The sequence below is a fragment of the Rhizobium sp. CNPSo 3670 genome (assembly GCF_057784555.1).
Window position 1 is genome coordinate 17,244 of the sequence record NZ_JBXSOL010000015.1, and the last position, 22,431, is coordinate 39,674.

24 protein-coding genes and 1 pseudogene are annotated in these 22,431 nt (G+C 60.0%); 7 read left to right on the forward strand and 18 right to left on the reverse strand.

The genetic code is table 11. The annotated features are described in order from the left end of the window. Positions 1-2 precede the first annotated feature (2 nt). From AC13QO_RS17060 to AC13QO_RS17090, 7 genes are read right to left on the reverse strand one after another with little or no spacing between them, the layout of a single operon-like run. A complete protein-coding gene (locus AC13QO_RS17060; RefSeq protein WP_488541324.1) occupies positions 3-236 on the reverse strand; it encodes an EexN family lipoprotein in 234 nt (77 codons plus the stop codon). Beyond that, the gene (gene virB5 / locus AC13QO_RS17065) at positions 233-934 is read right to left on the reverse strand and encodes a P-type DNA transfer protein VirB5 (protein ID WP_488541325.1); all 702 of its coding nucleotides are present in this window, start codon (positions 932-934) and stop codon (positions 233-235) included. The genes AC13QO_RS17060 and virB5 overlap by 4 nt, the downstream gene beginning before the upstream one ends. Continuing rightward, positions 931-3,297 (reverse strand): VirB4 family type IV secretion/conjugal transfer ATPase, encoded by a 2,367-nt coding sequence (locus tag AC13QO_RS17070; protein WP_488541326.1) that lies wholly within the window; start codon positions 3,295-3,297, stop codon positions 931-933. Before AC13QO_RS17070 ends, virB5 begins: the two co-directional genes overlap by 4 nt. Beyond that, positions 3,290-3,625, reverse strand: a complete 336-nt coding sequence (locus AC13QO_RS17075) for a VirB3 family type IV secretion system protein (protein ID WP_488541402.1) — start codon at positions 3,623-3,625, stop codon at positions 3,290-3,292. Before AC13QO_RS17075 ends, AC13QO_RS17070 begins: the two co-directional genes overlap by 8 nt. A gap of 8 nt (positions 3,626-3,633) precedes the next feature. Continuing rightward, positions 3,634-3,933: a TrbC/VirB2 family protein gene (locus AC13QO_RS17080; protein WP_285192214.1), complete on the reverse strand. Its 300-nt coding sequence runs from the start codon at positions 3,931-3,933 to the stop codon at positions 3,634-3,636. Further along, a complete protein-coding gene (locus tag AC13QO_RS17085; protein WP_488541327.1) occupies positions 3,930-4,601 on the reverse strand; it encodes a lysozyme family protein in 672 nt (223 codons plus the stop codon). The genes AC13QO_RS17080 and AC13QO_RS17085 overlap by 4 nt, the downstream gene beginning before the upstream one ends. Before the next feature lie 2 nt (positions 4,602-4,603). Beyond that, positions 4,604-5,143, reverse strand: a complete 540-nt coding sequence (locus tag AC13QO_RS17090) for a hypothetical protein (RefSeq protein WP_488541328.1) — start codon at positions 5,141-5,143, stop codon at positions 4,604-4,606. A 101-nt stretch (positions 5,144-5,244) separates the two neighbouring features. Between AC13QO_RS17090 and AC13QO_RS17095 the strand changes: the two genes are divergently transcribed. Continuing rightward, complete coding sequence (locus tag AC13QO_RS17095) at positions 5,245-5,610, forward strand: MarR family transcriptional regulator (protein WP_168302397.1); 366 nt, start codon at positions 5,245-5,247, stop codon at positions 5,608-5,610. Positions 5,611-6,015: 405 nt separating this feature from the next. Here AC13QO_RS17095 and AC13QO_RS17100 read toward each other — a convergent pair whose 3' ends face one another. After that, a complete protein-coding gene (locus AC13QO_RS17100; RefSeq protein WP_488541329.1) occupies positions 6,016-7,206 on the reverse strand; it encodes a DUF932 domain-containing protein in 1,191 nt (396 codons plus the stop codon). A 116-nt stretch (positions 7,207-7,322) separates the two neighbouring features. Continuing rightward, positions 7,323-9,482 (reverse strand): ParB/RepB/Spo0J family partition protein, encoded by a 2,160-nt coding sequence (locus tag AC13QO_RS17105; RefSeq protein ID WP_488541330.1) that lies wholly within the window; start codon positions 9,480-9,482, stop codon positions 7,323-7,325. Between the two features lie 132 nt (positions 9,483-9,614). On the opposite strand from AC13QO_RS17105, the gene AC13QO_RS17110 reads away from it, so the two are divergent. The 4 genes from AC13QO_RS17110 to AC13QO_RS17125 all read left to right on the forward strand — a co-directional run bounded on the left by AC13QO_RS17110 (position 9,615) and on the right by AC13QO_RS17125 (position 12,053). Next, positions 9,615-10,010, forward strand: coding sequence for a hypothetical protein (locus AC13QO_RS17110; RefSeq protein WP_285192219.1), 396 nt, complete (start codon positions 9,615-9,617; stop codon positions 10,008-10,010). Between the two features lie 56 nt (positions 10,011-10,066). Beyond that, the gene (locus AC13QO_RS17115) at positions 10,067-10,267 is read left to right on the forward strand and encodes a type II toxin-antitoxin system VapB family antitoxin (RefSeq protein WP_017958375.1); all 201 of its coding nucleotides are present in this window, start codon (positions 10,067-10,069) and stop codon (positions 10,265-10,267) included. Then, entirely contained in the window at positions 10,264-10,647 is a 384-nt protein-coding gene (locus tag AC13QO_RS17120) for a PIN domain-containing protein (protein ID WP_488541331.1), read from the forward strand. The genes AC13QO_RS17115 and AC13QO_RS17120 overlap by 4 nt, the downstream gene beginning before the upstream one ends. A 338-nt stretch (positions 10,648-10,985) precedes the next feature. Beyond that, positions 10,986-12,053, forward strand: a complete 1,068-nt coding sequence (locus AC13QO_RS17125; protein ID WP_285192222.1) for a cyclic nucleotide-binding domain-containing protein — start codon at positions 10,986-10,988, stop codon at positions 12,051-12,053. A gap of 262 nt (positions 12,054-12,315) precedes the next feature. Here the strand turns inward: AC13QO_RS17125 and AC13QO_RS17130 are convergent, their stop codons facing one another. From AC13QO_RS17130 to AC13QO_RS17170, 9 genes and pseudogenes are all read right to left on the reverse strand, one after another. Beyond that, positions 12,316-12,699 carry a DUF3307 domain-containing protein gene (locus AC13QO_RS17130; protein ID WP_285192223.1) on the reverse strand — a complete coding sequence of 128 codons (384 nt, stop codon included), beginning with the start codon at positions 12,697-12,699 and terminating at the stop codon, positions 12,316-12,318. Positions 12,700-12,711: 12 nt separating this feature from the next. After that, on the reverse strand, positions 12,712-14,574 hold the full coding sequence (locus AC13QO_RS17135) for an adenylate/guanylate cyclase domain-containing protein (protein ID WP_488541332.1): 1,863 nt from the start codon (positions 14,572-14,574) through the stop codon (positions 12,712-12,714). Next, a pseudogene (locus tag AC13QO_RS17140) lies at positions 14,564-15,840 on the reverse strand (NAD(P)/FAD-dependent oxidoreductase). Before AC13QO_RS17140 ends, AC13QO_RS17135 begins: the two are co-directional and overlap by 11 nt. 45 nt (positions 15,841-15,885) lie before the next feature. Beyond that, positions 15,886-16,359, reverse strand: coding sequence for a DoxX family protein (locus tag AC13QO_RS17145; protein ID WP_488541333.1), 474 nt, complete (start codon positions 16,357-16,359; stop codon positions 15,886-15,888). 14 nt (positions 16,360-16,373) lie between these two features. After that, a complete protein-coding gene (locus AC13QO_RS17150) occupies positions 16,374-17,156 on the reverse strand; it encodes an HvfC/BufC family peptide modification chaperone (RefSeq protein WP_488541334.1) in 783 nt (260 codons plus the stop codon). Next, a complete protein-coding gene (gene bufB / locus AC13QO_RS17155) occupies positions 17,146-18,171 on the reverse strand; it encodes an MNIO family bufferin maturase (protein ID WP_488541335.1) in 1,026 nt (341 codons plus the stop codon). Before bufB ends, AC13QO_RS17150 begins: the two co-directional genes overlap by 11 nt. A gap of 32 nt (positions 18,172-18,203) precedes the next feature. Further along, the gene (locus tag AC13QO_RS17160; protein WP_085862087.1) at positions 18,204-18,473 is read right to left on the reverse strand and encodes a BufA1 family periplasmic bufferin-type metallophore; all 270 of its coding nucleotides are present in this window, start codon (positions 18,471-18,473) and stop codon (positions 18,204-18,206) included. A 223-nt stretch (positions 18,474-18,696) separates the two neighbouring features. Further along, entirely contained in the window at positions 18,697-19,770 is a 1,074-nt protein-coding gene (locus AC13QO_RS17165; RefSeq protein WP_488541336.1) for a patatin-like phospholipase family protein, read from the reverse strand. Positions 19,771-19,800: 30 nt separating this feature from the next. Further along, positions 19,801-20,631, reverse strand: coding sequence for a 3-hydroxybutyrate dehydrogenase (locus AC13QO_RS17170; protein ID WP_085862089.1), 831 nt, complete (start codon positions 20,629-20,631; stop codon positions 19,801-19,803). Between the two features lie 181 nt (positions 20,632-20,812). On the opposite strand from AC13QO_RS17170, the gene AC13QO_RS17175 reads away from it, so the two are divergent. Then, positions 20,813-21,709 carry a LysR family transcriptional regulator gene (locus AC13QO_RS17175; protein ID WP_488541337.1) on the forward strand — a complete coding sequence of 299 codons (897 nt, stop codon included), beginning with the start codon at positions 20,813-20,815 and terminating at the stop codon, positions 21,707-21,709. Between the two features lie 193 nt (positions 21,710-21,902). Next, positions 21,903-22,403, forward strand: a complete 501-nt coding sequence (locus tag AC13QO_RS17180) for a cupin domain-containing protein (protein WP_488541338.1) — start codon at positions 21,903-21,905, stop codon at positions 22,401-22,403. Positions 22,404-22,431: the final 28 nt, after the last annotated feature.

Consider the following 22,431-nt stretch of genomic DNA (forward strand, 5'->3'; position numbering starts at 1 on the left):
CGTCAGCCTCCCAACGATTTGCCCATGCGCTCCAGCCGCCGCTTGCCGTCCGCAGCCTCGGCGTTGCGGCAATTTGGGGTTTCGCTGAGCTCACCCGGATTGTTGCGGCACTCGTCGATGATCCTGGCGAGCAGAGCGTCGTCGGCCATGAGTTCATCAACGGTATAAACCCTGTCCACTGGTGCAGAGCAGGCCGACAGGAAAAGCACGGTCACGGCAGAAAGATACCATTTCATTTGAGCGCCGCCCCCATCGCATCCATGCGTTTACGCCAGTCCTCGGCTTTGCGCTGTTCCTCGACCTGCACCTGCGTCTGCTGGACCATCTGCAGTGCCTGCATGCGAAGGACGTCGCTCTGCAGGAAGGCGCTTTCGGCCTGGAGGCGGGCCTGCAGGTCGGCGATCTCCTTGGCGTCAGCTGCACCGGAGATCTTCTGGCGCAGCTCATCGATGCCTTCGATGCGTTTGGTGGCGGCATCATAAATCTGCTGACCAAGGCTCATCTGCCCCGCATTCTGGTCTTGTATGCGCGACAACTCCTGCGCATAGAAATCATTGGCATCAGTGCGATAGGTGGAATTGTCCTGGAGGAATTTCGAGGCGGAGCTGCCAAAGACGCCGCTGCCGGTTCCTTTGAGGAGCGCCTCGATCGCATTGAAATCTTGTGGGAGCGCCTTGCGGATCGAGGGGTCGTTCAAGAGGCTGGCGACGTCGGCCATGTTGGTGATCTTGTTCAGCGATCCGTACAGCTGCTGAGCCTGCTGGAGCTGCTGGTTCAAGGTGTCGAGCTGGGACTTGAGCTGCGCGATGCTCTCGATCTGCTTGGCGATCGACGTCTGGTCGATGACGGGAATGCCCTGTGCAGACGCCAGCATTGCCGACGCAGAAAAAGCGGCAGATGCAAACAAGGGCGCCATAGTTCCTGCGCGGATCATGCTGTCCTCCTTCTCTGGTGAAATGCGGCAAGCCAGTCCTCCGGCCCGCCGCCAAGTTCCGATCGGATGGCATCGGCAAGTTCCACATTGGCTGTCCGGCCCGAGAGAATGGCGAGCTCGTCGTCGAAGCCGTTGAGGTTCAACTCGGCCACGACGCTGTTATGCCCTTGCTTGACGATGAACCGGCGGCTCTCGACGGAGAGTTCGCGTGAGACGAGCTCAAACTCGCGTTCAGTCAGCTTGAACCCATCGATATAGTCGGTGCGGTCGCCGCGCGGGTTGGCCAGGAAAATCTGCGTCGGGCACTGTTCGATGATTGTATGGGCAATTGGAGAGACGATGGCGTCGCGTGGGCTCTGGGTCGCAAACAGCATGAGCCCGTTCTGTTTGCGGATGGTCTTCAGCTTGTTTTGCGCGAGGTCACGAAAACCCTCGTCCTGCAGCGCCTTCCAGAATTCGTCGATGACAATGATGATGCGACGCCCATCGATCATCTGCTCGATGCGATAGAACAGATATGCCATCAAGGGCGTGCGGATTTCCTCGTTATCCAGGAAATCCGTCATGTCGTATCCGATGAACTTGGCGCCGACACCGATGTCATCGGCCTCATTGTCGAAGACCCAGCCAAGTGGTCCTCCCCTCTCCCATCTTCTCAGCCGCGAGGCGATTCCTTCGGGATCGGTGTTGTTGAGGAATGCGCGCAGGGCACCGATGGAGCGACGCTCCATCGGCAGGTCCGCCACCCCGTCAACCGCCGAAGCAATGTCGCGCAACTCCGTGATCGATAGTTCACCGGACGCTGATCCGACCAGCCTGGTGATCCAGCCGGTGAGGAAGAGCTTGTATTCTGGAGTGAGCTCCCGCGCCTTCAATGGAGCGCAACCGGTGGTGATGCCATTTCTAAGCGGCAAATAATTGCCGCCTGCTGCGCGCACGAAGAGCTCGGCGCCCCGGTCCTTGTCGAAGAGAACCATGTGGGGATCATGTTTTTCGAGCTGCGACAACATGAAGTTCAATAGCACCGTCTTGCCGGTGCCTGATGGGCCGCAGACAAAGGTATTGCCCAGATCGCTGTGGTGGAAATTGAAATAGAAGGGAGAGCCCGATGCGGTCTTGAGCATGGCGACCGCCGGTCCCCATTCGTTGCCGTCCTTGCGACCGGTAGGGTAGGAATGATAGGGCGCAAGAGCGGCGAAGTTGCGCGAGGTGATGGCGCCGGAGCGCGCCCGATAGCGGAAATTCCCAGGCAGCTGCGCCCACCAGGCAGCCTCGAGCCCCAGGTCCTCGCGAGCGACGACCGCGCCGCCCCCGGTGAGACAAGCGCGAGCTTTCGCCATGTGGTCGGTCAGCTCCTTGACCGAGGGGGCGAAGACCGTCAACGCAAGGTGATGTTCTCCCAGAACGAAGCGATTGGATTCGAGCTCGTCCATCGCCGCCCCCAGCTCTTCGATCTGGGTTGCTGCCTTGTCGCCGGCACTGACCATCTGGTTCTGCTTGCGGCCCATGATCGTGCGGGCGTCAGCTTTCGAGGTGAACGCGAAGGACTGCGTCAGTATGAGTTCAAAGGGGGCCGTCAGGATGCCGTCGAGCATGCCGCTGCGCGTGGTCGCCGGATACTCCTTGAATCCGAACATGCCGGCATAGCGGCTTTCTGCCTCGTGACGGATCTCGACTGTCTCGCGCCCGAAGATGACCCGATCGGAATAAATCGCCGAAGAAATCCTTCCTTCCGTCAGCGGAACTGGTTCACGCCGCCCTCCGACGATCTGATGGAGAACTTCGCTGGGTTCGGAGAACAGGATGCCGCCCTGCTCTCGAAGGGTGAGGAGACGTGGCTCGAAGCGCTGCAAGCCGGCCAGCACATCCGCCACCCGGTCGCGCAAATGCTTCAGGGCATCTTCATCAAGTTCGATACCGGATCGGCGCGCCTTGCGCAGCCGGGAGAGAAGATTGGCTGCCCTTTCGGCAGCATCCCGGCCGGGATGCCAGACGAGCACAAGATAGAGGTCATTTCGGAAAAGGTCTTCACCGATCATCCGATCGCGATATTTGGCATTGAGGCCTTCGCAGAAGGGGTTGGCGAAACGTCCCTCGGGATAGGCGTTGTCGCGACGGCGAATGACATGCGTCCAGAGCGCCAACCTTTCGTCGGCGATATTGCGGTAAAGCGTATTTAGGCTGCGGTGCAGGCCGTTGAGGTCGCGGATATCGGCGGTCTCGAAGGAAACTCCTTCCAGCGCGATCATGCTCATCAGCGCTCTGGAATCGAGCGCGATCGTTGCCTCATCGACATGCCTGACATAGGGAATGAAGGTCTCTGCGCCGAGTTCGCGAGACCGGAGCGTCGCAATACTAGGCAAGGCTGAAATCCCTTTCGTCGTAACGGCGGATGAGCGGCAAGGGGGAGAGGCTGGCGCCGCCCCAATAGGCGGTATTGCGCGATCGCCCCCGGGTCTCGATCCAGGCAATCAGGATCCGGAACCTATTGTGATCGTGCTTGACCAGTGCGCGAAACAGGGCGTGAAAGGCGACGCCAACGAGCGCATAGGCGGTCGATCCTGCGGTGATGTAAAGAATGGTCGTCAGCATGATGTTGACGCCCATGGCTTCCATGGTCACGCCGGCGATCATTGCCGGGCGGGTGCATGCGAGAAACAACGTATCGTCTTCGAGGTGCGGGGTGTTCATCACGGCGATCAGCTCCCGACGATGGTGTTGACCAGTTCGGTCGCTCCGAAAATTCCGCCAATGCCGATAATCCAGAAGCCTGCGCGCCTCAGATCCATGTAGCCAAACATCCAGGAAATGCAGATGATGATGACGGCGATGACCGCCAGCAGACGGGCGATATTGCCTGTCAGCATGTCGACAATGTTCTGCAGCACGGTTTCAATACCGGCGGCTTGGGCGAAGGCCGGCTCGACCATGAAGGCGACGATCGCGGCCGCCATGAGTGTGGATGTGGCAAGGGGGCGAAGACGGGGTTTCGAGATCATTCGCTTTGCTCCGATCTATCATTGCGGAAAACGAGAGCCGACGATTGCCGTCGGGAGTTATAAACGTCCCATGACGCGGCTTCAGCGGCCTGGGCGGTGTGTGGGGCTTGTTTCAGAGGCGCTTGACTCGGCTGATCCTGCGGCGATGGGACTGGCGGGACCTGACCGTCCGTTCCCGCAATGGAGAGCGAAGCCAGCATTGGCGAGAGTCGCCTTATTTCCTGACGCACCTGCTCGTCATACCGAACTATTGCGCCGACCGACGGATCATCGCGACCATAATAGGAGCGGAGCATGACGGTCTCGGCTCGAGCCGGATAGTCCCCCACGCGGAGAGCCTTACGATAGTATCGGTCGAGAAGCGTCGCCGTGGCCTTGAGGCTCAGGCAAGGATCGAAGGCGTCCGCAAGGGACAGATCGAGTTTCTGAAGCGCCTCGATCCCGAGGCCGCCAAGACCGACCTGGATATCCTGGCGATCAGCCATCAGGGACGTGGCCACCTCGATCGCCTCGGCTTTCGAAGCCGGCCGGTCGACAAGTGGCGGGCCGCTGTTTATGCGAATGGCAAGAGGCTGAAAGCCGCTCTCAAGGCTGACGACGGCTGCCAGCGTTTCGACCTTGACCATCGGCGCGCAGGCTTGCGCGATATCGATGAAGGCAGCGGCCATGGTCAGTACCACACCCGCTGCGTCGTCGCGCCGTCGATGGTGACGTCGATATAGTGAGGCTGCGACCTCACATTCGGGCGCATGATCGGGTAACCCATGCACCGGTAGCGCCCATCCTGATGCTGCCAATGTGGTGACAGTACCGAATTGTAGTAGGTGCCAAAGTTGTCAGCATCATTCGAGCAGAGGGCATTGCTCACCGGTTGCGGCGATGTCGCCACGCATGTCACTTGCCCGCCGAGGGAACCGTCTCCTCCCCTCAGACCGTATCCGGCATTGCAATAGTAGGGTTCATAACCGGGCCGTGAGCTGTGAAAACCGACGCCGCTGCAGGTCGGGAACGAATGACCTCTGGCAAGCTCCCGCCACAATTTTTGGATCGGCGGCCGGCATTCGCCAAATTGCGTCGGCCCTCCGGGATTCGAAAGGCACAGGATAACCTGGCATCCCCAATCTTCAGCTTGCGATTTACTGCCGGAAATAAGATAGGATAGCGTCGTGCAGCAGATCGCAAGCAATGAATTCAGCAGAAGGCTTTTCATGGACAGGCCCCTTCGATACGACGATGCTCCATCGCATTCGGGAAGGCTTGCATGGCTTCCTTCCCAACGACATACTAGCTTATATAACACAGTTAAATGACATGACAAGCGCACTTAAACAGCAATGGCAGAACCTTGCCTTCTCAGGGCTCATCCTCCATGAGATTCTCGATCATCCGCTGGAGGACGAGACGCCGCAGGCGCGACTGAAACAGGTCGGCATGATGACGATCCTCTACACGATGAGCCAAGCGCACCAGAAGCTAACCCTCTCAAACATCATCGAAATCACCGAACTGACCCGAACTGGCGTGAAGGAAACCGTCGACCTTCTGGTAAAGCGTGGAATGCTGAGCGAGACGATGGTGAAGAATTCCATGGGCAGGGGAACGGCGCGGCAGTTCGAGATTTCGGAGGATCTATTGAACAAGCTGAGCTCGTTCCGGGTCGGCCAGAAATCGGATTAAACTGACTTTTTTCGAAAACAACAGAACCGCGATGGCGAATCAATTGCGGCCTGTTCTGCTGCTGACGCGGAGTAAAGGGATGCTCGGGCAACCCGCCCCTGGCGGGTTCCAGACAGACAATGAAGAGTATCGGAGAAATCAGCATAGCGCCGCCGAAGGCGGGATTTCGGGAATTCTCGCCACGCTAAGGGCGGAACAAGGGCAGCCGCGGGAGCCTCAGCATAGCGGCCGGCAGGGAGGCGGAACCGACTGCCCCCGCCCGTGCGTTCCTTTTTTCCGAGAGTATTCTCGCGCCCTGTCGTCATCACCGCGCAGGTGCCTGGAAAGGGGTGATGCTGTTCGTGGCAATGACAATGCCGACGAGCGGGCTCGGACCGATCGACGGCATCACCTTACGAGGCGCGCTCAAACCGCACTTTCGAGTAGCCTCCTCGCATTGCCTTCCAGCTCGAGACGGACGTCCTGATGGGTCTTGTCACGTGCCAGGGCGGTGATCCCCTGAACGAAATCGAAGACCGATTCCGGCGGTCGACCTTCTTCGGAGAGAACCGTCTCGATGATCTTGCCGGTTTCGCTTTTCGAGAAGCCGCGCCGGCGCAGGAATGTTTGTCTATCTTCATCGTCGCGGGCGACGATCCGCTCGCGCGCGGCCTGGATGCCTACGACGAAAGCTGCAGGTGAGGAATTGGCAAAGCTTGCCAGCGCCGGTGCTGCTTCATGGGCGAAGCGCTCGGCGGCAAATTTGCTGTGCCGAATGCTGATCTCCTGGAAATTTTCCGTGCCCCAGATGTTTCGGTTGGCGCAAACGGCGCGCAGGTAAAAGGAGGCGATGCCAAGCGTTTTCGACCCCACCTCCGAATTCCACGCATAGAAGCCGCGGAAGAACAGGTCAGGTTCGCCATTCTGCAGGCGCCCCGCCTCGATCGGATGGGTATCGTCGACCAGGAACAGGAAGACATCTCGGTCGGATGCGTAGAGTGTGGTCGTATCCTTGGAGATATCGACGAAGGGATTATGCGTCATGCTTGCCCAGTCGAGCAGGCCCGGCACTTTCCAGATCGTGTCGCCGGTTCCATTGCCGGCGATTTTCATCACGGCGGAAACGAGCTCGTGGTCCCAGATCCTGCCGTAGTCGGGGCCGGTCACCGCCCGCAGCTCGACGCGGCCGTCGACCACTTCAAGCGTCTTGACGAGCTCGGCGCGATTTTTGAGCAGGCCATGCTGCAGATTGATCGCGGCAAGCGGCGCGGGAAGTTGGCGCATATAGGTGGCGGGGGCGCCTACCAGGGTGCACAGCTGGCCATAGCTCCAATGCGTCGGCGCAACCGGCCGCCGGTTGCCGGGTAAAATCAGCTCGAGCCGCTCGGAGTTGTCGCGACTGGCCTCGAGGCGGATCGACGAACTTTCCACCGTTCGGGCGTGGGCGCGCTCCGCACGGGACCTGACTGCACCGTAGAGTTCGCCGAGCGAAAGATAGCGCTCATCATCAGGTCGGGAGAACCATTCGGACGAGACGCGGCCATTGCGCTCACCGCGCGAGATGTCGACCTTGAAGCCGGAGGATACTGGTTGCGAGGTGGAAGTGATGGTGTCCATGACATAAGCTCCTTGAAACGAAAGCGGTCCGGCCTCCTGTCGGAGCGGGACCGTGCGAGTGGATCGGAATTGAAGGCCCGGCATACCGGCCGGACCTGATCCGGTTGGGTTAAAGCCTACTCGGCCGCGTCGAGATGCTTCTGCTCGTCCCGAAAGGCGTCATCCGGCTCTGCCATCGCTTGCTCGGCGTTCACCTCGTCACTGAGGAAAGCCGGAAGATCTGAAGCCTCGGCTTCGAGCTGAGCATCGTCGCCGGTGCGGTGGACGACATCACCGACTGCTGTTCCGGAGCTATGTGCCGATGCCTCTTCAATCGCCATTCTCAGGGGCTCGGGAAGCCAGCCGCTGCCATCGAGCAGGCGCTCGGCTTCGCGCGCCATATCGACTTTTTTCAAATGGTCGATCAGGTGAGCCGACTGCTCGCCCTTCGCCTCCCGCACAGCCTGCAGGATCTGCGCCTTGGTGACCCTTCCAAGATAGGCCCCGACCGTCGGCGCCCAGCCGGCATCGGCCATGTCGAAGCCGACTGCACGGGCAAGCTGGTCGGCATGAGCGATCGCGCGGGTGCGCTTGTTCCATGGCTCGATCACGGCATTCAGCGAAAGGGATGCGCAATGGGCAAACAATGCCAGCCGGCTCACCTCATCGAGCGCGACCAGGAAGTCCCAGAGTTCCTCGGGTAACTTCGGAAGGTCCTGGCCCCATGCTTCCTGTCGCTGATCGATCTCCTTTACCCAGACGGTATCGGAGAGCCCTTCGGTTTGGCTGAAGCCTGCACTTTGCAGCGTCAGTTCCAGGCACGTGTCCGCCCCGTAGAAGTAGAAGGTTTTCAGGACAAAGGCGTGCAGCACGGCAATGAAGGCCACAGCTGGGTTGTTGGCGAGCGCATTGCGCAGTGCCACCGTGCGGGTCGCCGTCAGATCGACAACCAAGCGGTCGGACAAGGGGCGGATGACATCGTCTTCCTCCTCTGCCTGATCATCCACAACCCGGCCGCCGATCGATACCCCGCCGGTGGACGACGCTCCGCTCACGTCGTGGGCGAAGTCGCTCCTGGAGATCTCCGCTTCGGCTCCCATTGTCTCCGGCTGCGGTTCGTCCTCCGGCCGGACAAAGCCGCGCTCGATCTTCAGTTCGCCGCCAGCGCCGAGCGAGATGAACACGCCCCCGCGGGCGACGTGCTGGGGATCGAAGACATATGGCCGTTCGTTGAACCGATCGAGTTCGCTCCCAAGTTCCTCCAGCCGATGTTCGGTCTCCTCGCACGGCTCCTCGGCCTTGGCATAGGTTGCGTCAAGTTCGTCGTATTCGGCCTTGAGCACTCCGTAGCGAGCAATCTCTTCTTCGGTCATTTCGACCTGATGGCCATAGAAGCGACGGAGCCCTGCTGTATGACCGTAAGGAAAGTCGAAGGCCGCTTCGACCCACTTCCAGCCTTCCGCAGCTTTGAGCGCCTCGGCGTCTGCCGTCAATTTCTCCAGTGCCAATTGCTCGAGCAGGGCCGGATCCTGAAGCCATCCGCCGTTGTCCTGCTCGAACAGGTCGCGCATGACAACACCGCCGGCGTCTTGGTAGGCATCGATCCCAACATACACGGAGCGGCGATCGCTCGCGCGGACCGTCGTTTCCGTCAGAAGCCTGCGGATATAATAGGGTTCGCGAAGCTGCTGGCGCGAGATCGTGTCCCAGACCTGCTCCTGCCGGACATGGTCGTTGCCGATGGAAAAGGCCATGAGCTGTTCAAGCTTGATGTCCTCGGTAGCGTAGAGTTCGAGCAGTCGCGGCGAGACCGAAGCCAGACGCAGCCGTTGCCGAACCGTCGCTGCCGAGACAAAGAAGCGGGCGGCGATTTCCTCTTCGCCGATGCCCTGCTCACGCAGTGTCTGGAAAGCGCGGTATTGGTCAAGGGGATGAAGATCGACGCGCTGGACATTTTCGGCAAGAGAATCCTCAGCTTCGGGGGTTTCGCCGCTGCTGACGATGCAAGGAATGCCCGCGGTCTTTGCGAGCCGTTTGCGTGACACGAGCAGTTCAAGCGCACGGTAGCGCCGGCCGCCAGCCGGGATGCGATAAAAGCCGGTCTCGTTGCCGTCATCATCGACTTGAGCGCGAACATTCAGGCTGGTCAGCAATCCGCGGCGGGCTATGTCCTCTGCGAGATCTTCGATCGAGACGCCTGCCTTTACCCGACGCACGTTCTGCTCGCTCAGGATCAGTTTATTGAAAGGGATGTCGCGTCCAACGTTCAATGTGATTTTCTCATTGGCCTGTGCCATATCGTTTCTCCGTGACGAGCCGGCCGGAACTTTCTCCAGCCTTCCAAACCCGCCGGAAAATCCCCCTCCCTCCTCTCCCTCTGCGGCGCCCCCGGCTTGCGAAACGCCCACCGTCGGCCTCCACCAGGAGCCTTGGCATGGCGTTTCTGTGCGAAAGACCGCGATGGCGGCGGTGCAAAATTGGAACTCCGTGAGGTATGGATGCTGATGTCTGGGATCGAGCCTTCTATGACGACGGCGAATGGGTTTCCTGCACCGATGTGGAAGAACAGCTTCGATTTCATGACTGGCGCGCCAAATACGAATTCAGACACATCCTTGATTCCGTATTTTGAGGAGCTCCTGTCGCTGGCAGAAAGCTGCCACCTTCAGACACGCCGTCATCTGAATGTCTACGGAGACATAGGAGAACTCTTCGGCGCTATCACCTACGGACTAAAGCTGTACAAGGCGAACGCACAGGGCGCCGATGGCCGGAATGGCAACGATCCTGTTGAGATAAAAACTATCACGCTCCGTCGGACCTAGGCGTAGATTTTCACCTAATGGTGCTATTTAAAACATCAGGACAAGGATAATTAACGATGCGATCGACAATCAATCTCGATGACACTCTTATGGAAAGAGCCAGGTCCCTGACCGGCACAAAAGAAACCGCGGCTCTCGTCCGCCAGGCGTTGGAGACGCTTGTCCGAGTAGAGTCCGGAAAACGCCTGATCGCGCTCGGTGGAACTATGCCCGATGCGGAGGCAGCTCCACGTCGCCGGAGCGCGGCGGCCAAGTGATACTGGCAGACACTTCTATATGGATCGATCATTTTCGCCAAGTTGATGCCGAGCTTCGGACGATCATTGAGCACGATCGTCTACTCTGCCATCCGGCTGTGGTCGGCGAACTGGCACTTGGCAGCCTCCGAGATCGCGAGCGTGTGATTACATTTCTGGCAGCCCAGCGCCAAGCGTTCGTCGCAACGCACGACGAAGTGATGACAATGATCGACCGTCACGGCATCTTCAGTATGCGCATCGGCTATACCGATGCCCACTTACTCGCCTCGATACTGCTTGATCGGCGAGCGGCATTATGGACCAAGGACAAGCGTCTGCAAGCGGCAGCGGAAAAGGCAGGCGCTTCATTGCATAAGCCCGCCCATCCCCGCAACTAAACACCAAGATAGTCCGACTTTTCGGATTCTCTGGTCTCTCGCCTTGAGAGATCTGAACGATCGACCAAGCGATTTCCCTCGTGCGGAATATCTGTGATTTAAGGAACTTATCCGCATTTGGTCAGGAAGTGCCGCCGGAAAGTTCAGCTATCTGCTGACTATCGTGGTCGCCCTTGGAGCGGCCGCCTTAGAAATAACATCACCTTTGATTCCACGCTCCGCAGCGCTTGAAAGCCAAATTCTTTGGTGCGAAGACACATTGCATCAGTCCCTCGTTTCCTTGCCTGTTGCCCGAAGGTATCTATTGTCGACGAATGCCGGGCGGTTGGGAGTATGTAATGTCGGCAGTGCCGTTCTCGAAGATCTCGACTCCGCTCAACGCGCTGTTCGCTACAATCGGTCTCTTCGTCGTTGCCGCACTGACGACGCAGGGCCTTACTGGACAGGAGAGGTTTGTCTTTGAGCTGCTACTTGCGGCAATTTGGCTGGCCTATGTCCTCCAGTTGAGCGGGACATTGCTTTCACGGCGACACCGCTGGTCGGGCGGGATGCCGGCCCTCGTGATCGATTTGCTCGCGGTGCTGGTTCCGGCTGCTGCATTCTTGTTCGTTGGGTCCCGTGATCGAAACCTCTATTGCGCCATTTGGCTTCTCAAGCCGTTGCGCGACTCGACCTTCTTCAGGCTGCTGGCAAAGGTGGTCGCGAATGAATCGCGCAATCTGCTTGGCGTGACATCGGTGTTCGGCATCGTTCTTTTTGGCGCTGCATTGGCTGGTTATATCATCGAGCGAGATGTCCAACCCGATAAGTTCGGCAGCATTCCGCAGGCGATGTGGTGGGCGGTCGTGACGCTGTCGACGACGGGCTACGGTGACGAGATCCCGCAGACCCTTGCCGGCCGAGTTCTGGCCGGATTGGTGATGATGAGCGGGATCGGTATTTTTGCACTTTGGGCCGGCATCCTCGCCACCGGCTTCTACGAAGAGGTTCGCCGCCAAGACTTCGTTCGCAACTGGCAATTGGTCGCTGCCGTACCCCTGTTCCAGAAGCTTGGTTCCGCTGCACTGATCGAGATCGTCCGGGCGCTGCGACCGCGCATTGTCCCCGCAGGTGCCGTGATCTGCCGCAAGGGCGATGTTGGCGATCAGATGTTCTTCATCGTCGAGGGGCGGGTCACCGTGGCGACACCCGACCATCCCGTGGAACTTGGTACCGGAAACTTCTTTGGCGAGATGGCGTTGATCAGTGGCGAACCTCGCTCAGCGACGGTCAGCGCAGCAACCGAGGTATCGCTGCTGTCGCTCTACGCCGTGGATTTCCAGATATTGTCGAGCAGTAGTCCGGAGATCGCGGAGACCATCCGCAAGACGGCGCTGGAGCGGCGGGGCGGGCCGCCGAAGGAATAATCAAAGCCTGATGGCTGCGGCATTGCCGCAGCCGGTGGAGGTTGCGCCTTGATCGGCTCATGGCGAGCTCCCAGGCGGTCGAAAAGTAGAGCGTCAGTTTGTCGCTTTATATCGCCTGCAACGGCATTGAGACTGACGATCGCATCGTGTCCGGTTCCGCTCCCCGGAATTCCGACCTGCTCGGAGAGCGCTCACCGTCGTTATCGCGCGGAATAGCAGTTTCCTTCCGAAGACGTCATCCGTTCGATTTCGAAGGTCTGCTTCATGGAATAAAGTCGGCATCCCAGGCCACGATCGCCAATATTGCCGAATAGGTCAGATGATGAGCGAGCTGGTCGGCGCCGTGAAGTATCCAGAATGAACGTGTATTGACCGGGTGCGGCTGACGTTGACCGTGGATGGCCTTCAAGTGGTCGATAAGGAAATGGATCAGAAACTCGCCCGAGGCAATGGCGAAAATCCACGTCGGATCCGTGACTGCAACCAAGAGGATCGGCGCGGTGGCGACGGCGTGGATGCCAGCGTGGACATAAGCGCCCGGCTTCTTGAAGTTCCCTTTGCCGGCAATCATCCATTCGGGCTGCAGGACATAGTCAGCCATGAAGTGCTTGGTTTGCAACCAGATCAGCGTTGTGAGCAGCAGCATCGTCATGCTCCTTCAGTCCGCCATATCAGCCGGATCGATCGTGTGCACACGGACCGGCGCGATCCTTCCCCGTATGCCGACGCAGCCAAGCGGCCTTGTCTGAATAAGGTCTCGGGTCTTTCGAAGCGTTTCGTCGCTTAGTGCAATTTCCACGCCTTTGTCCTTGGCCACGCCAACGAGCCGGCTCGCGAGATTGACGACGTCGCCGATCGCCGTATAGCTGAGGCGTTCAGTCGAGCCAATATTGCCGACAAGGGCCACGCCGGTGTTGATGCCGATACGCACCCGAATCTCATCATGCTTGGGCGCAATCGGCGCCATGGCATGCATCGCATCGCGAATTGCCGCTGCGGCGCGGCACGCGCGCAATGCGTGATCCGGCACATTGCCGGGGGCATTCCAGATCGCCATCACCGCATCGCCGATGAATTTGTCGACTGTGCCGCCTTCGGCATGAATAGCGGCGATCGACAGGGTCAGAAACCGCGTCAGGCTTGGTTCAACGCCAGCGCCTAACTCTTCCGTGAGTTCCGTAAAGCCTGGCAAATCCGCAAACAACACCGTTATGTCCCTGAGCTCGCCGCCGGGACGAGGCTTAAGACCGCCATCGACAAGGGGACGAACGACCTCGACGGGCATGAAGCGCGCGAACGCGGCAAGGCCGCTCGACATGCGCTTCAGGGCGGAGGAGAAATGATCGAGTTCAGTCAACAGCGCAGGGCGATGTTCCACGGCGTCGAGTTCGAACCTCTCGATCATATGCAGCTGCTCGGCAAGGCGCGACAGTGGCCGAGCGAAGAGAATTCTGGCAAACAGGATCGCCGTCACAGCGGCCAGCACAGCAATGCCCCCGATGATGAAGATCAGTCGCTCGGTATTGGCGTCGATGTCACGGGCAAAAGTCGCCCGCGGTATGGCGGTGACCAGACGCCAGTCTTCGAACGGCAACTTGCCAGATGACACGAAGATTGGGCCGAGCGCCTTGCTCGCCACCAGCGTCCGGGAACCGTCGGGCTTTTCGGGGCTGGCAGCCATGGCGACTGCCGCGGCCAGAGCGTCGGACGCGGCAAAATCCTTGAGATGAGCAGCGACCATACCGTCTGACGGCTCGGATGTCGCCAGTACCGCATTATCCCGCGCTAGCACAAAGGCCTTGCTGCCTTCCGGCATCTTGAGCCCGCCAAGTATGGCCGACAACCGATGCAGGCTGACCGCCACCATCACCACACCTTCGAAATGGCCGAACACCTCGACTTTCTTCGAGACGACGATCGCCGGTTCGAATCCGTTCGGAAGAATATTGACGAGACTCCAGGCCGGTTCTGCACTGGTCCGGCCAAGTCTGTACCATGGCGAGCCCTCCGGAACGTAGACACTCTCGGCCTTTAGCCGATTTTCGAAAAAGATATCGCCCGGAATTGGCTTATAGAGATCGCGGCGCAGCGGACGCGGCTTGCCGAGAGGTGCGTGGCCGATCTCCACCATTTCGATTTGGCCATCGGGCAGCGCGTGCGCCCCAAAGAATTGGCCGTCCGGAAAGCCGAAACCGATCCAGGCAATCGCCGGCTGTTCACGCAGCAACGACAGGAAAAGGAATTCACGCTTCACCTCGTCGTCCGGCCTGATCGCTCCCTGGAAAAAGACCGATCTGACGATCTCCGCGCTGCTCGAAACCAGCGCCAGATTAGAAGAAAGCTCGTTGCGGACCGCAGCGGTGCTCTGAGCATCAAGGCTCGCAACAACCGTTTCAATGTTCCGGCTTGCGGTACGATACCAGACCAGGTGCACGAGCGCCGCCGTCGACAACACAGCAAGCAGCAGCAGTGCAGTGACCGCACGTCCCATCTTTATGCGTGGGAATGTTCTAGCGTTCATGGCGGTCGGTAATCAGACGGGCGGCGCGGTCATACCGGACATAAGCCAGCGCCCAGTCCGCAAACACCACGACGCGATTGCGGAAGCCCACGAGAAACCAGAGATGGGCGATGTTCCAGACCAGCCAGGCGGAAAATCCTGAAAGGCGGATGCGGCGAAAGTCGGCCACCGCCGCATTGCGCCCGATGGTTGCCAGATTTCCAAAATCGCGATAGCCGAACGGGCCAAAGGCCCGGGCACCGAGACTGGCGAGAATGGCGCGAGCCGCGTGTTCGCCCATCTGCTTGGCGGCCGGTGCCACTCCGGGAACCGGCCTGCCGCTCCTGTCCGCGACCGCCGCCGTGTCGCCTATCACGAAGATCTCGTCATTGCCCGGCGGGTTGAGGTTCAGGTCGACGTGGACGCGGCCGGCGCGATCAGCGGGCACGCCGAGCCATTTGGCCGCTCTGGAGGCCATGACACCGGCCGCCCACAGCACGCAGGATGATCGGATTTGCCGGCCGCCGGCAAGTGCTACGCCTTCAGCGTCGCATCGCGTTACAGCTTCCCCCAGGGACACCTCGACGCCGAGCATCTCCAGGTGTCGCCGGGCTTCTCCCGACAATTTCGCCGGCATGGTCGGCAGAACGATATTGCCGGCTTCGACCAGCACCACGCGAGCCGAGGACGGATCAATGCGCCTGAAGTCACGGACGATAGCCTTTCTTGCCAGCTCGGCGATTGCTCCAGCCAGTTCAACGCCTGTCGGGCCGCCGCCAACAACGACGAAGGTGAGAAACCGCCGCCGCTCGGCTTCGTCCTCGGCTGCCTCGGCACGTTCGAAGGCCGACAGATCCGGGCGCGGATTTCGGTCGCATCGGCGATTGTTTTCAACCCGGGCGCGGTCTCCGCCCATTCATCCTTTCCGAGATATGCGTGCCTTGCACCGGTGGCGACGACCAGATAGTCGTAGGCGATGCGACTATTTGTGGTCTGAACGAAGCGGTTCTTCTTGTCGATCCCCTCGACACGCTCCATCAGCACAGTGACGTTGGATTGCCGAGAGAGAATGCGGCGGATCGGCATGGCGATCTGGGCGGGCGAAAGCGCGGCCGTCGCGACCTGATAAAGCAGCGGCTGAAAAAGATGATAGTTGCGCCGATCGACGACCGTCACATCCACGTCCGCATGCCGAAGACCCTTGGCGGCGGCAAGCCCACCAAATCCGGCTCCGAGGATGACGACCCTCGGGCGGTGACCCGCCGCCTGACGTGCCTCTGGGCTCATGAGTGGCGAGCCGCCACTTGTCTCTTCGACAACTGCGCGCATGGCTCAGCGCCCCCTCGGAAACAGGCGCGCTGCCAGATAATCGAGCGAAACGGCGCCTGCCCCGCGCGTCAGGATGAACAGCAACGGCGCCGTCCAGAGCAAATGGTCCGGCCAGTTCTGCGGGTAGACAAAGAGCTGGATCGTCGCGATGACGCAAAGCAGCAAAAGAGCGGCGGGACGAGAGAATAGGCCTAGAAAAATCAGGATCGAGCCAGTGACTTCAGCCGTCGTCGCAAGCACGGCGGCCACGCCGGGATCGATGACGGGCAGCTGGTATTCGAGCGTAAACAGCTGAACTGTCGCCGGCCAGGAGGCAAGCTTGCTCTGCGACGACTGCCAGAAGACGTGGGCGACCGCCAGACGGGCAACGAGCTGGACGAGCGACAAGGGCAGGCTGTTGAGGCTCTCGATAGCGGCGACATAGAGACCGATAATACCGCCTCTGTGTCGCGTCGAAGAAGGGGACATCATAGTCATGACTTCCATCCTGTTCACTTGGTTGCGGGCTTGATGTGGCGAATGCGAGCGACGAGGCCAAAGGCGAAAAGGCCGCCAAAGGCACCCTCGAGATCGAAGCCGGGAGTGCGGGCAAGCAAGCGGCTGACCGCAGCCTCCAGGCTGGCGCGCCTTTTCAGGGCATGAAGGAAGGCGAAATGGCTGGCATCGAGGCGCAGAAATCGCATGCTATCTTGGCCGCGCCAGAGCGCGATCCGCTCCGGTCGGCGGCTGAGACTCGCCAATGCTTCGATGTTTCCGCCGGCTTGATGCGCCTCCCATATGTCCAGCGCCGGCCAACGACACACCAGCAGGCGCAGCGAGGGCTGAAGAACGATCTCGGGTGAGGTGTCGGCTTCACCGTCCGCCAGCTGCTCCAAGCGACAGCCCTGCAGCGCCGGCGCATCCAGCGCCTCGGCAATCATCCATTCCAGCCGCGCCGTTTCGGCAATGAAGGGCATGGTGCGGATGCCATCGAAGTCGGCCAGGAAGCGAGGGAAACTCGTGCCATAGCGAACAAGCTGCGCTTCCTGCGGCGGATTATTCCGAATGAAGGCGCCGGCGACATGACGAAAGTAGTTTTCGCCCAGAAGCTGAACCGTAACCGGAAAAACCGCGATCAAGGTCGCTGTCAGCGAGGCGAAGGTGTTGTTGCGGTAAATGTTGAACCGACGCAGCGGGTCGAAAGCACCTTTCGCCAGCACCGGCGCAAGATCGCGGCCATCTTCACCGAGGATGGCTTGGGCGACCCGCGATTGCAGCGCGCAGTTAGAGAGCATGGCCAACCCTCCTTGCGCCCGAATGATTGGCGAAGACCGACGGCTTAATCGTCGCAAGCGCGGCGAGCGCCGGCATCGGGCCCGTCCGGTTGTCGGCCCGCAATGGCAGGATCATACCCTCGAACCGGGTCGACTGTGGTGTCGGCCTTTCAGCCAGCATGCGGTCTTCGAAGGCGATCGACTGCGCCAGCATGTCGGCCCACATGGCTTCACCGAGGAGCACGTCGAGAGCGGGCACATCCGTATCCCATTCGATGAGCGTCGGACGCGGGCCGATCTTGCGGATCGCATGAGCATAGAGCGACCAGACAGCCGCCGGAACGCGCGAACCGTGGTCGTCGATCAATACGATATCGCCTTCCACCTCGTTGATCGCGTGCCCGGCAAGATGGATCTCCCCGATGGCGCACGCGGGAAGCTGGTCGATGAAGGCTTTGGAATCGAAGCCGAGATTGCAGGCCGAGACATGCACATTGTTGATATCGAGAAGCAGCCCGCAGCCGGTGAGGCGCACGAGCTCGACCAGGAATTCCGCCTCGGTCATTGTCGAGTCCTCGAAGGCGACATAAGCAGAGAGGTTTTCGATGTAGACGCGCCGCTGGAGCGTATCCTGCAGCCGCGAGACGTTGGCGGTCACGATGGCGAGGGCCTCTGCGTCATAACGCAGCGGCAGGAGATCATTCAGATAGGCGCCGTCGGCGGCGCTCCAGGCGAGATGCTCGGAGACCAGGCCTGGCTGGAAACGCAGGCAGAGCTTGCGCATGCGCTCCAGATGGTCGCGATCGAGACCGGAACTGCTCCCGAGCGAGAGACCGACGCCATGGACGGACAGGGGATAGCTTTCCCGCAGCCGCTCCAGCGCCTCGACGGCCGCCGAGCCGCCCATGTAGTTCTCCGCATGGACTTCAAGCCATCCCGCCGCGGGGCGGCGAGACAGCATTTCGCCGATATGCTGGGAGCGAAGACCGATGCCCGCGGCGGTTGGCACCGGATTGCTCGGAAATATCTTGGACATCGATTACTCCTTTGATTGAAGTGGTGGAAAGGTCAGGCCTTGGGTTCGTTGCTTCCGCCGGTGATCTTGGTGCACGTGCCGGCCGGCACGTAGATCCATGAATCCTTGGCGTTGTCGGCGGTGGCCGTACCGGCGCAGGAATGGCTGGCCGTCTGGCAGTCGTTCAGGCCGGCCTTCACGACGCCGAAGCACTTTTCGAACGAGAAATCCGGCTTGGCAGCCGGGCCGGCAAAGGCGCTGCCCGCAGCCACGGAGGCTGCGGCGGCAAGGGCCGAACTGATGAGAAGACGAGTGGTATTCATGAGAAATCTCCTGGGTTTCGTGAGGTCAAACCGCCATCGGCTTGCCTGTCTTCACCTTCCCAGAAGTCAGCCGTCACCTGAAATGCTGTCTCTGCATGATTTCGATACGCCGTCTCTATGTGTCGACGGGCAATCTTGCAGACAAAAAAAGCCCCCGCCGGAGTGGTGGACGGGGGCTCAGGTTTCGGCGCGCGGGAGGTGGGCCTGCCGAAATGGCTGAGGATCAGAGATAACGTTCGCGGACGTCTACGGTCGATCGTTTGCCGATCTCCTGGTAATTGGCCTGCAGCCAGAGATCGGCGCATTGGCGGCCGCGATCCCTCAGGTCCATGAGCGCCCCCCAGTCGGCGTTCAGCTTGCTCGCGACGCTGAGGTTTTTCATCGCTTCGTCGTCTGAGATACCGTGCACGAAAATGCGCTTGAGATTGGAAGGCGGCGACGCTGCCGTGTCGATCAGCTGTGTGACGAAGGCCACCGCACGCATTTCCCTCAGCAACGACGAGTTGAAACTGATCTCATTGATACGGTTGAGGATTTCTCCAGCCGTACGCGGCAGTTCCGGTCGTTCTATCGGATTTATGTGAACGACGAGTACATCGGGCGTGTCGCAGCCATAAATCAGCGGGAAGATTGCGGGATTGCCCATATAGCCACCGTCCCAATAGGCTTCCCCTCCGATTTCCACGGCTTGGAACAGGAAGGGCAGGCAGGCAGATGCCATGATGGCATCGATCGAGAGCTCGTCGTTGCCGAACACCTTCACCTTGCCAGTCCGCACGTTAGTAGCACAGATGTTGAGCTTGACAGGGCAGCGTGCCATGCGGATTGCCTCCAGGTCGATCGACTGTTCCAGCACCTGGCGCAGCGGATTGAAATTGAAGGGGTTGAACTGGTACGGCGACATAAGCCGTGTCACCAGGTCGAACATGATGAACGCCGGCGAGAATTCCAGCGATTTCGAGCCTGTAATGCGGTCGAGCAAGGTTGGCTGCAAAGGTCCGGATGCAGCTGCGTGGCTGACACGGCGCCAGAAATTGGCAAGCGCCGTCTGTGCTCCGCTCCGCCCGCCCTCAGCCAGGCCATAGGCTGCGACCGCAGCATTCATCGCGCCCGCGCTGGTTGCCACAATGCCTTCGAATGACAGGCTCGGCTCGTCCAGCAACCGATCGAGCACTCCCCACGTAAAGGCGCCGTGCGCCCCGCCGCCCTGCAGCGCAAGATTGATCGTCCGCGGCTCGCGCTCGGCAGGCGACGAGTCGGGCTGCATTTTGAGCTTTGCACCCACATGTTTGTTCACGATCGCAACCTCCGTGCCTCAAATGATTGATCAGTGCGCAGTCCAACCGCCGTCGACAGGGATCGCCGTGCCGGTAATCGATCCGGCAAGATCGCTGCAGAGAAAGACGGCAAGCGCGCCCATTTCCTCAACCGTGGCAAAACGCCTCGTCGGCTGGTCCTTCAGGAAAACGTCGCGGATCACCGCGTCCCGCGGGATGTTGTGCGACTTCGCCTGATCCTCGATCTGGTGCTCGACAAGCGGCGTCCAGACGTAACCGGGGCAGATCGCGTTGGACGTCACCCCGTATTCCGCGCCTTCGAGCGCGATCGTTTTGGTGAAGCCGACAATACCGTGTTTGGCCGCCACATAGGCTGATTTGAAGGGGGACGCGACCAATCCGTGGGCGGAGGCGACGTTCACGATCCGGCCATAGCGGTTGGCGCACATGCTGTCGAACGTCGCCTGAACGAGATGGAAGGCTGAGGAAAGATTGATAGCAAGTATGGCGTCCCACTTTTCAGGCGGAAACTTTCCGAGCGGCGAAACATGCTGGATACCGGCATTGTTGACGACGATGTCCACCTGCCCAAAACGGGCGACCGCCCTCTCGACCATCATGCGGATCGCTTCCGGCTTCGACATGTCAGCGGCGTCGTAGGCAACGTCGACATCGTTATCGGTGGCAATGCCGTCGCGCAGCATCTCGATCTCGGCAGGATCGCCGAAGCCGTTCAACATCACGGCGGCCCCTGCCCTTGCAAGCGCATGTGCAATGCCAAGGCCGATGCCGCTGGTCGAGCCAGTGACTATGGCGCTACGCCCTTCCAAGGGCCTGCGGCCGACGAGAGTATCAGTTACGGGATCAAAGGCGTTCAGCATATCCGCTCTCCACTACGATCGACGACGCCGTCTGGCGTCTTACAATCACAATGATCGACCGGGCTTCGCTTTAGAAATGCCAGTCTGGTATGGAATTGATAAATCCATGGCATTGGAGGAGAATGCCGCCCGCGGAGAATATTGAGGGTATTGCAAATAGAATTCATGCCGAGGGGCGGCGATGGATATTCACCATATAAGGTATTTCCTGGCGGTGTGTGAAACGCGAAACTTCACGCGCGCGGCCGAAAAGTGCAATGTTACTCAGCCAGCTCTCAGTCGCGCCATCCAGCAGCTGGAGGATGAGGTGGGCGGACTGCTCTTCCGCCGGGAGCGCAATCTCACGCACATAACAGATCTCGGCAATCTTCTTCGCCCACGATTCCAGCAGATCCAGGACGAGTTGATGGGTGTGCGTACTGAGGCATCGCGATTTCTTTGTCTCAGCGAAGCGCATCTCAAGGTCGGCATCATGTGCACGATCGGACCGCGCCGGTTCACCGGTCTGCTCACCGAATTCAATATGCGCCACAAGGGAATCCAGCTGCAACTGATCGAGGGCGTGCCCGCCCGATTGTCCGATCTGCTCGAGACTGGCGAAATCGATGTGGCGCTCATGTCGACGGCAACGAGCTTTCCGGAACGCTTCGACGTGACCTCGCTCTTTCGCGAAAGGTTCATGCTCGCTTTCCCCGCGGGCCATCGACTCGGCGAATACGATGCCATTCCCATCGCGGCGATCGACGGTGAGATCTACCTGCGTCGCGTCAATTGCGAATACTGGGATTACCTCACGGATCTCTGCGACGCACAAGGCGTGAAGACCCTCGTCTCCTATTCCAGCGAGCGCGAGGACTGGATCCAGAACCTGGTCGCCGGTGGCCTTGGTATCTGTTTCATTCCCGAATACAGCGCCGTTATCCCAGGATTGCAGGTGCGACCTGTCGCGGACCCAGAAGTCTCGCGCGAGGTCTGCCTTGTGACGGTGGCGGGCCGACGCTTCTCCCCGGCGGTTTCGGTCTTTGTCGGCGCCGTGAAATCATACGGCTGGGCGAAAGCGTCGGGCCGTTCGCATTAAAGGCAGTATCGTAACAACCACGGGAGCACAGCCTGGCAAGCTGCCGGGCATTCGGTGTTTCCCCTGCGGCTGACAATAGCTTGCGGCTATCGAAATCAAAAGCATCTGGCATTTCTCTTTCGATCGGCGCTCCGCCAATCTTCGAACATGCTCGGCACCGTCCCCGCCGGGCTCCAACAAGGAGAAACCGCTGATGAAGCCCGTATTGAAAACCGACCGCATGTCCCTCGCCGCTCTCGCATTCGCTGCAGTGGTCCTCGGCGCCGGCCTGCCCGCCGCGTCCGCCATGGCGGGCGAATGCCCGGCTGATCAGGTCACTGAGGATGGCATGAAGCCTGGCCCGATGATGCCGAAGGGCGTCTCCGACAGCGTCGTCAAGACAATCAATCTCTCGTCCAAGGGCGAAGCCTGGAAGGGCAGCATGCTGCGCATGCGCAAGCTCGTCGTGCAGCCGGGCGGCATCGTTCCCTGGCATTCGCACGAGATGCGCCCGGCCAATATCCTGATCATCTCCGGCTCGATCACGGAATACAGCAGCACCTGCAAGGTGCCGATCCTGCACAAGAAGGGCGAGGTGACGGCCGAGTTTGGACATCTCTCCCATTGGTGGAAGAACAATGGCAAGGCTTCGGCCGTGCTCTATTCCTCCGACATACTGAGCCCGGAAATGCACACCGATGACGCAGCGATGTAACGGTTGCCCTTTGATCTGAAGCAGACCC

Excerpts from the sequence above, each read along its gene's own strand:
- AC13QO_RS17060 (WP_488541324.1), bottom strand. The coding sequence starts at position 236 with ATGAAATGGTATCTTTCTGCCGTGACCGTGCTTTTCCTGTCGGCCTGC.
- virB5 (WP_488541325.1), bottom strand. The coding sequence starts at position 934 with ATGATCCGCGCAGGAACTATGGCGCCCTTGTTTGCATCTGCCGCTTTT.
- AC13QO_RS17075 (WP_488541402.1), bottom strand. The coding sequence starts at position 3,625 with ATGAACACCCCGCACCTCGAAGACGATACGTTGTTTCTCGCATGCACC.
- AC13QO_RS17080 (WP_285192214.1), bottom strand. The coding sequence starts at position 3,933 with ATGATCTCGAAACCCCGTCTTCGCCCCCTTGCCACATCCACACTCATG.
- AC13QO_RS17085 (WP_488541327.1), bottom strand. The coding sequence starts at position 4,601 with ATGGCCGCTGCCTTCATCGATATCGCGCAAGCCTGCGCGCCGATGGTC.
- AC13QO_RS17090 (WP_488541328.1), bottom strand. The coding sequence starts at position 5,143 with ATGAAAAGCCTTCTGCTGAATTCATTGCTTGCGATCTGCTGCACGACG.
- AC13QO_RS17095 (WP_168302397.1), top strand. The coding sequence starts at position 5,245 with ATGACAAGCGCACTTAAACAGCAATGGCAGAACCTTGCCTTCTCAGGG.
- AC13QO_RS17100 (WP_488541329.1), bottom strand. The coding sequence starts at position 7,206 with ATGGACACCATCACTTCCACCTCGCAACCAGTATCCTCCGGCTTCAAG.
- AC13QO_RS17105 (WP_488541330.1), bottom strand. The coding sequence starts at position 9,482 with ATGGCACAGGCCAATGAGAAAATCACATTGAACGTTGGACGCGACATC.
- AC13QO_RS17115 (WP_017958375.1), top strand. The coding sequence starts at position 10,067 with ATGCGATCGACAATCAATCTCGATGACACTCTTATGGAAAGAGCCAGG.
- AC13QO_RS17125 (WP_285192222.1), top strand. The coding sequence starts at position 10,986 with ATGTCGGCAGTGCCGTTCTCGAAGATCTCGACTCCGCTCAACGCGCTG.
- AC13QO_RS17130 (WP_285192223.1), bottom strand. The coding sequence starts at position 12,699 with ATGCTGCTGCTCACAACGCTGATCTGGTTGCAAACCAAGCACTTCATG.
- AC13QO_RS17135 (WP_488541332.1), bottom strand. The coding sequence starts at position 14,574 with ATGAACGCTAGAACATTCCCACGCATAAAGATGGGACGTGCGGTCACT.
- AC13QO_RS17145 (WP_488541333.1), bottom strand. The coding sequence starts at position 16,359 with ATGACTATGATGTCCCCTTCTTCGACGCGACACAGAGGCGGTATTATC.
- AC13QO_RS17150 (WP_488541334.1), bottom strand. The coding sequence starts at position 17,156 with ATGCTCTCTAACTGCGCGCTGCAATCGCGGGTCGCCCAAGCCATCCTC.
- bufB (WP_488541335.1), bottom strand. The coding sequence starts at position 18,171 with ATGTCCAAGATATTTCCGAGCAATCCGGTGCCAACCGCCGCGGGCATC.
- AC13QO_RS17160 (WP_085862087.1), bottom strand. The coding sequence starts at position 18,473 with ATGAATACCACTCGTCTTCTCATCAGTTCGGCCCTTGCCGCCGCAGCC.
- AC13QO_RS17170 (WP_085862089.1), bottom strand. The coding sequence starts at position 20,631 with ATGCTGAACGCCTTTGATCCCGTAACTGATACTCTCGTCGGCCGCAGG.
- AC13QO_RS17175 (WP_488541337.1), top strand. The coding sequence starts at position 20,813 with ATGGATATTCACCATATAAGGTATTTCCTGGCGGTGTGTGAAACGCGA.
- AC13QO_RS17180 (WP_488541338.1), top strand. The coding sequence starts at position 21,903 with ATGAAGCCCGTATTGAAAACCGACCGCATGTCCCTCGCCGCTCTCGCA.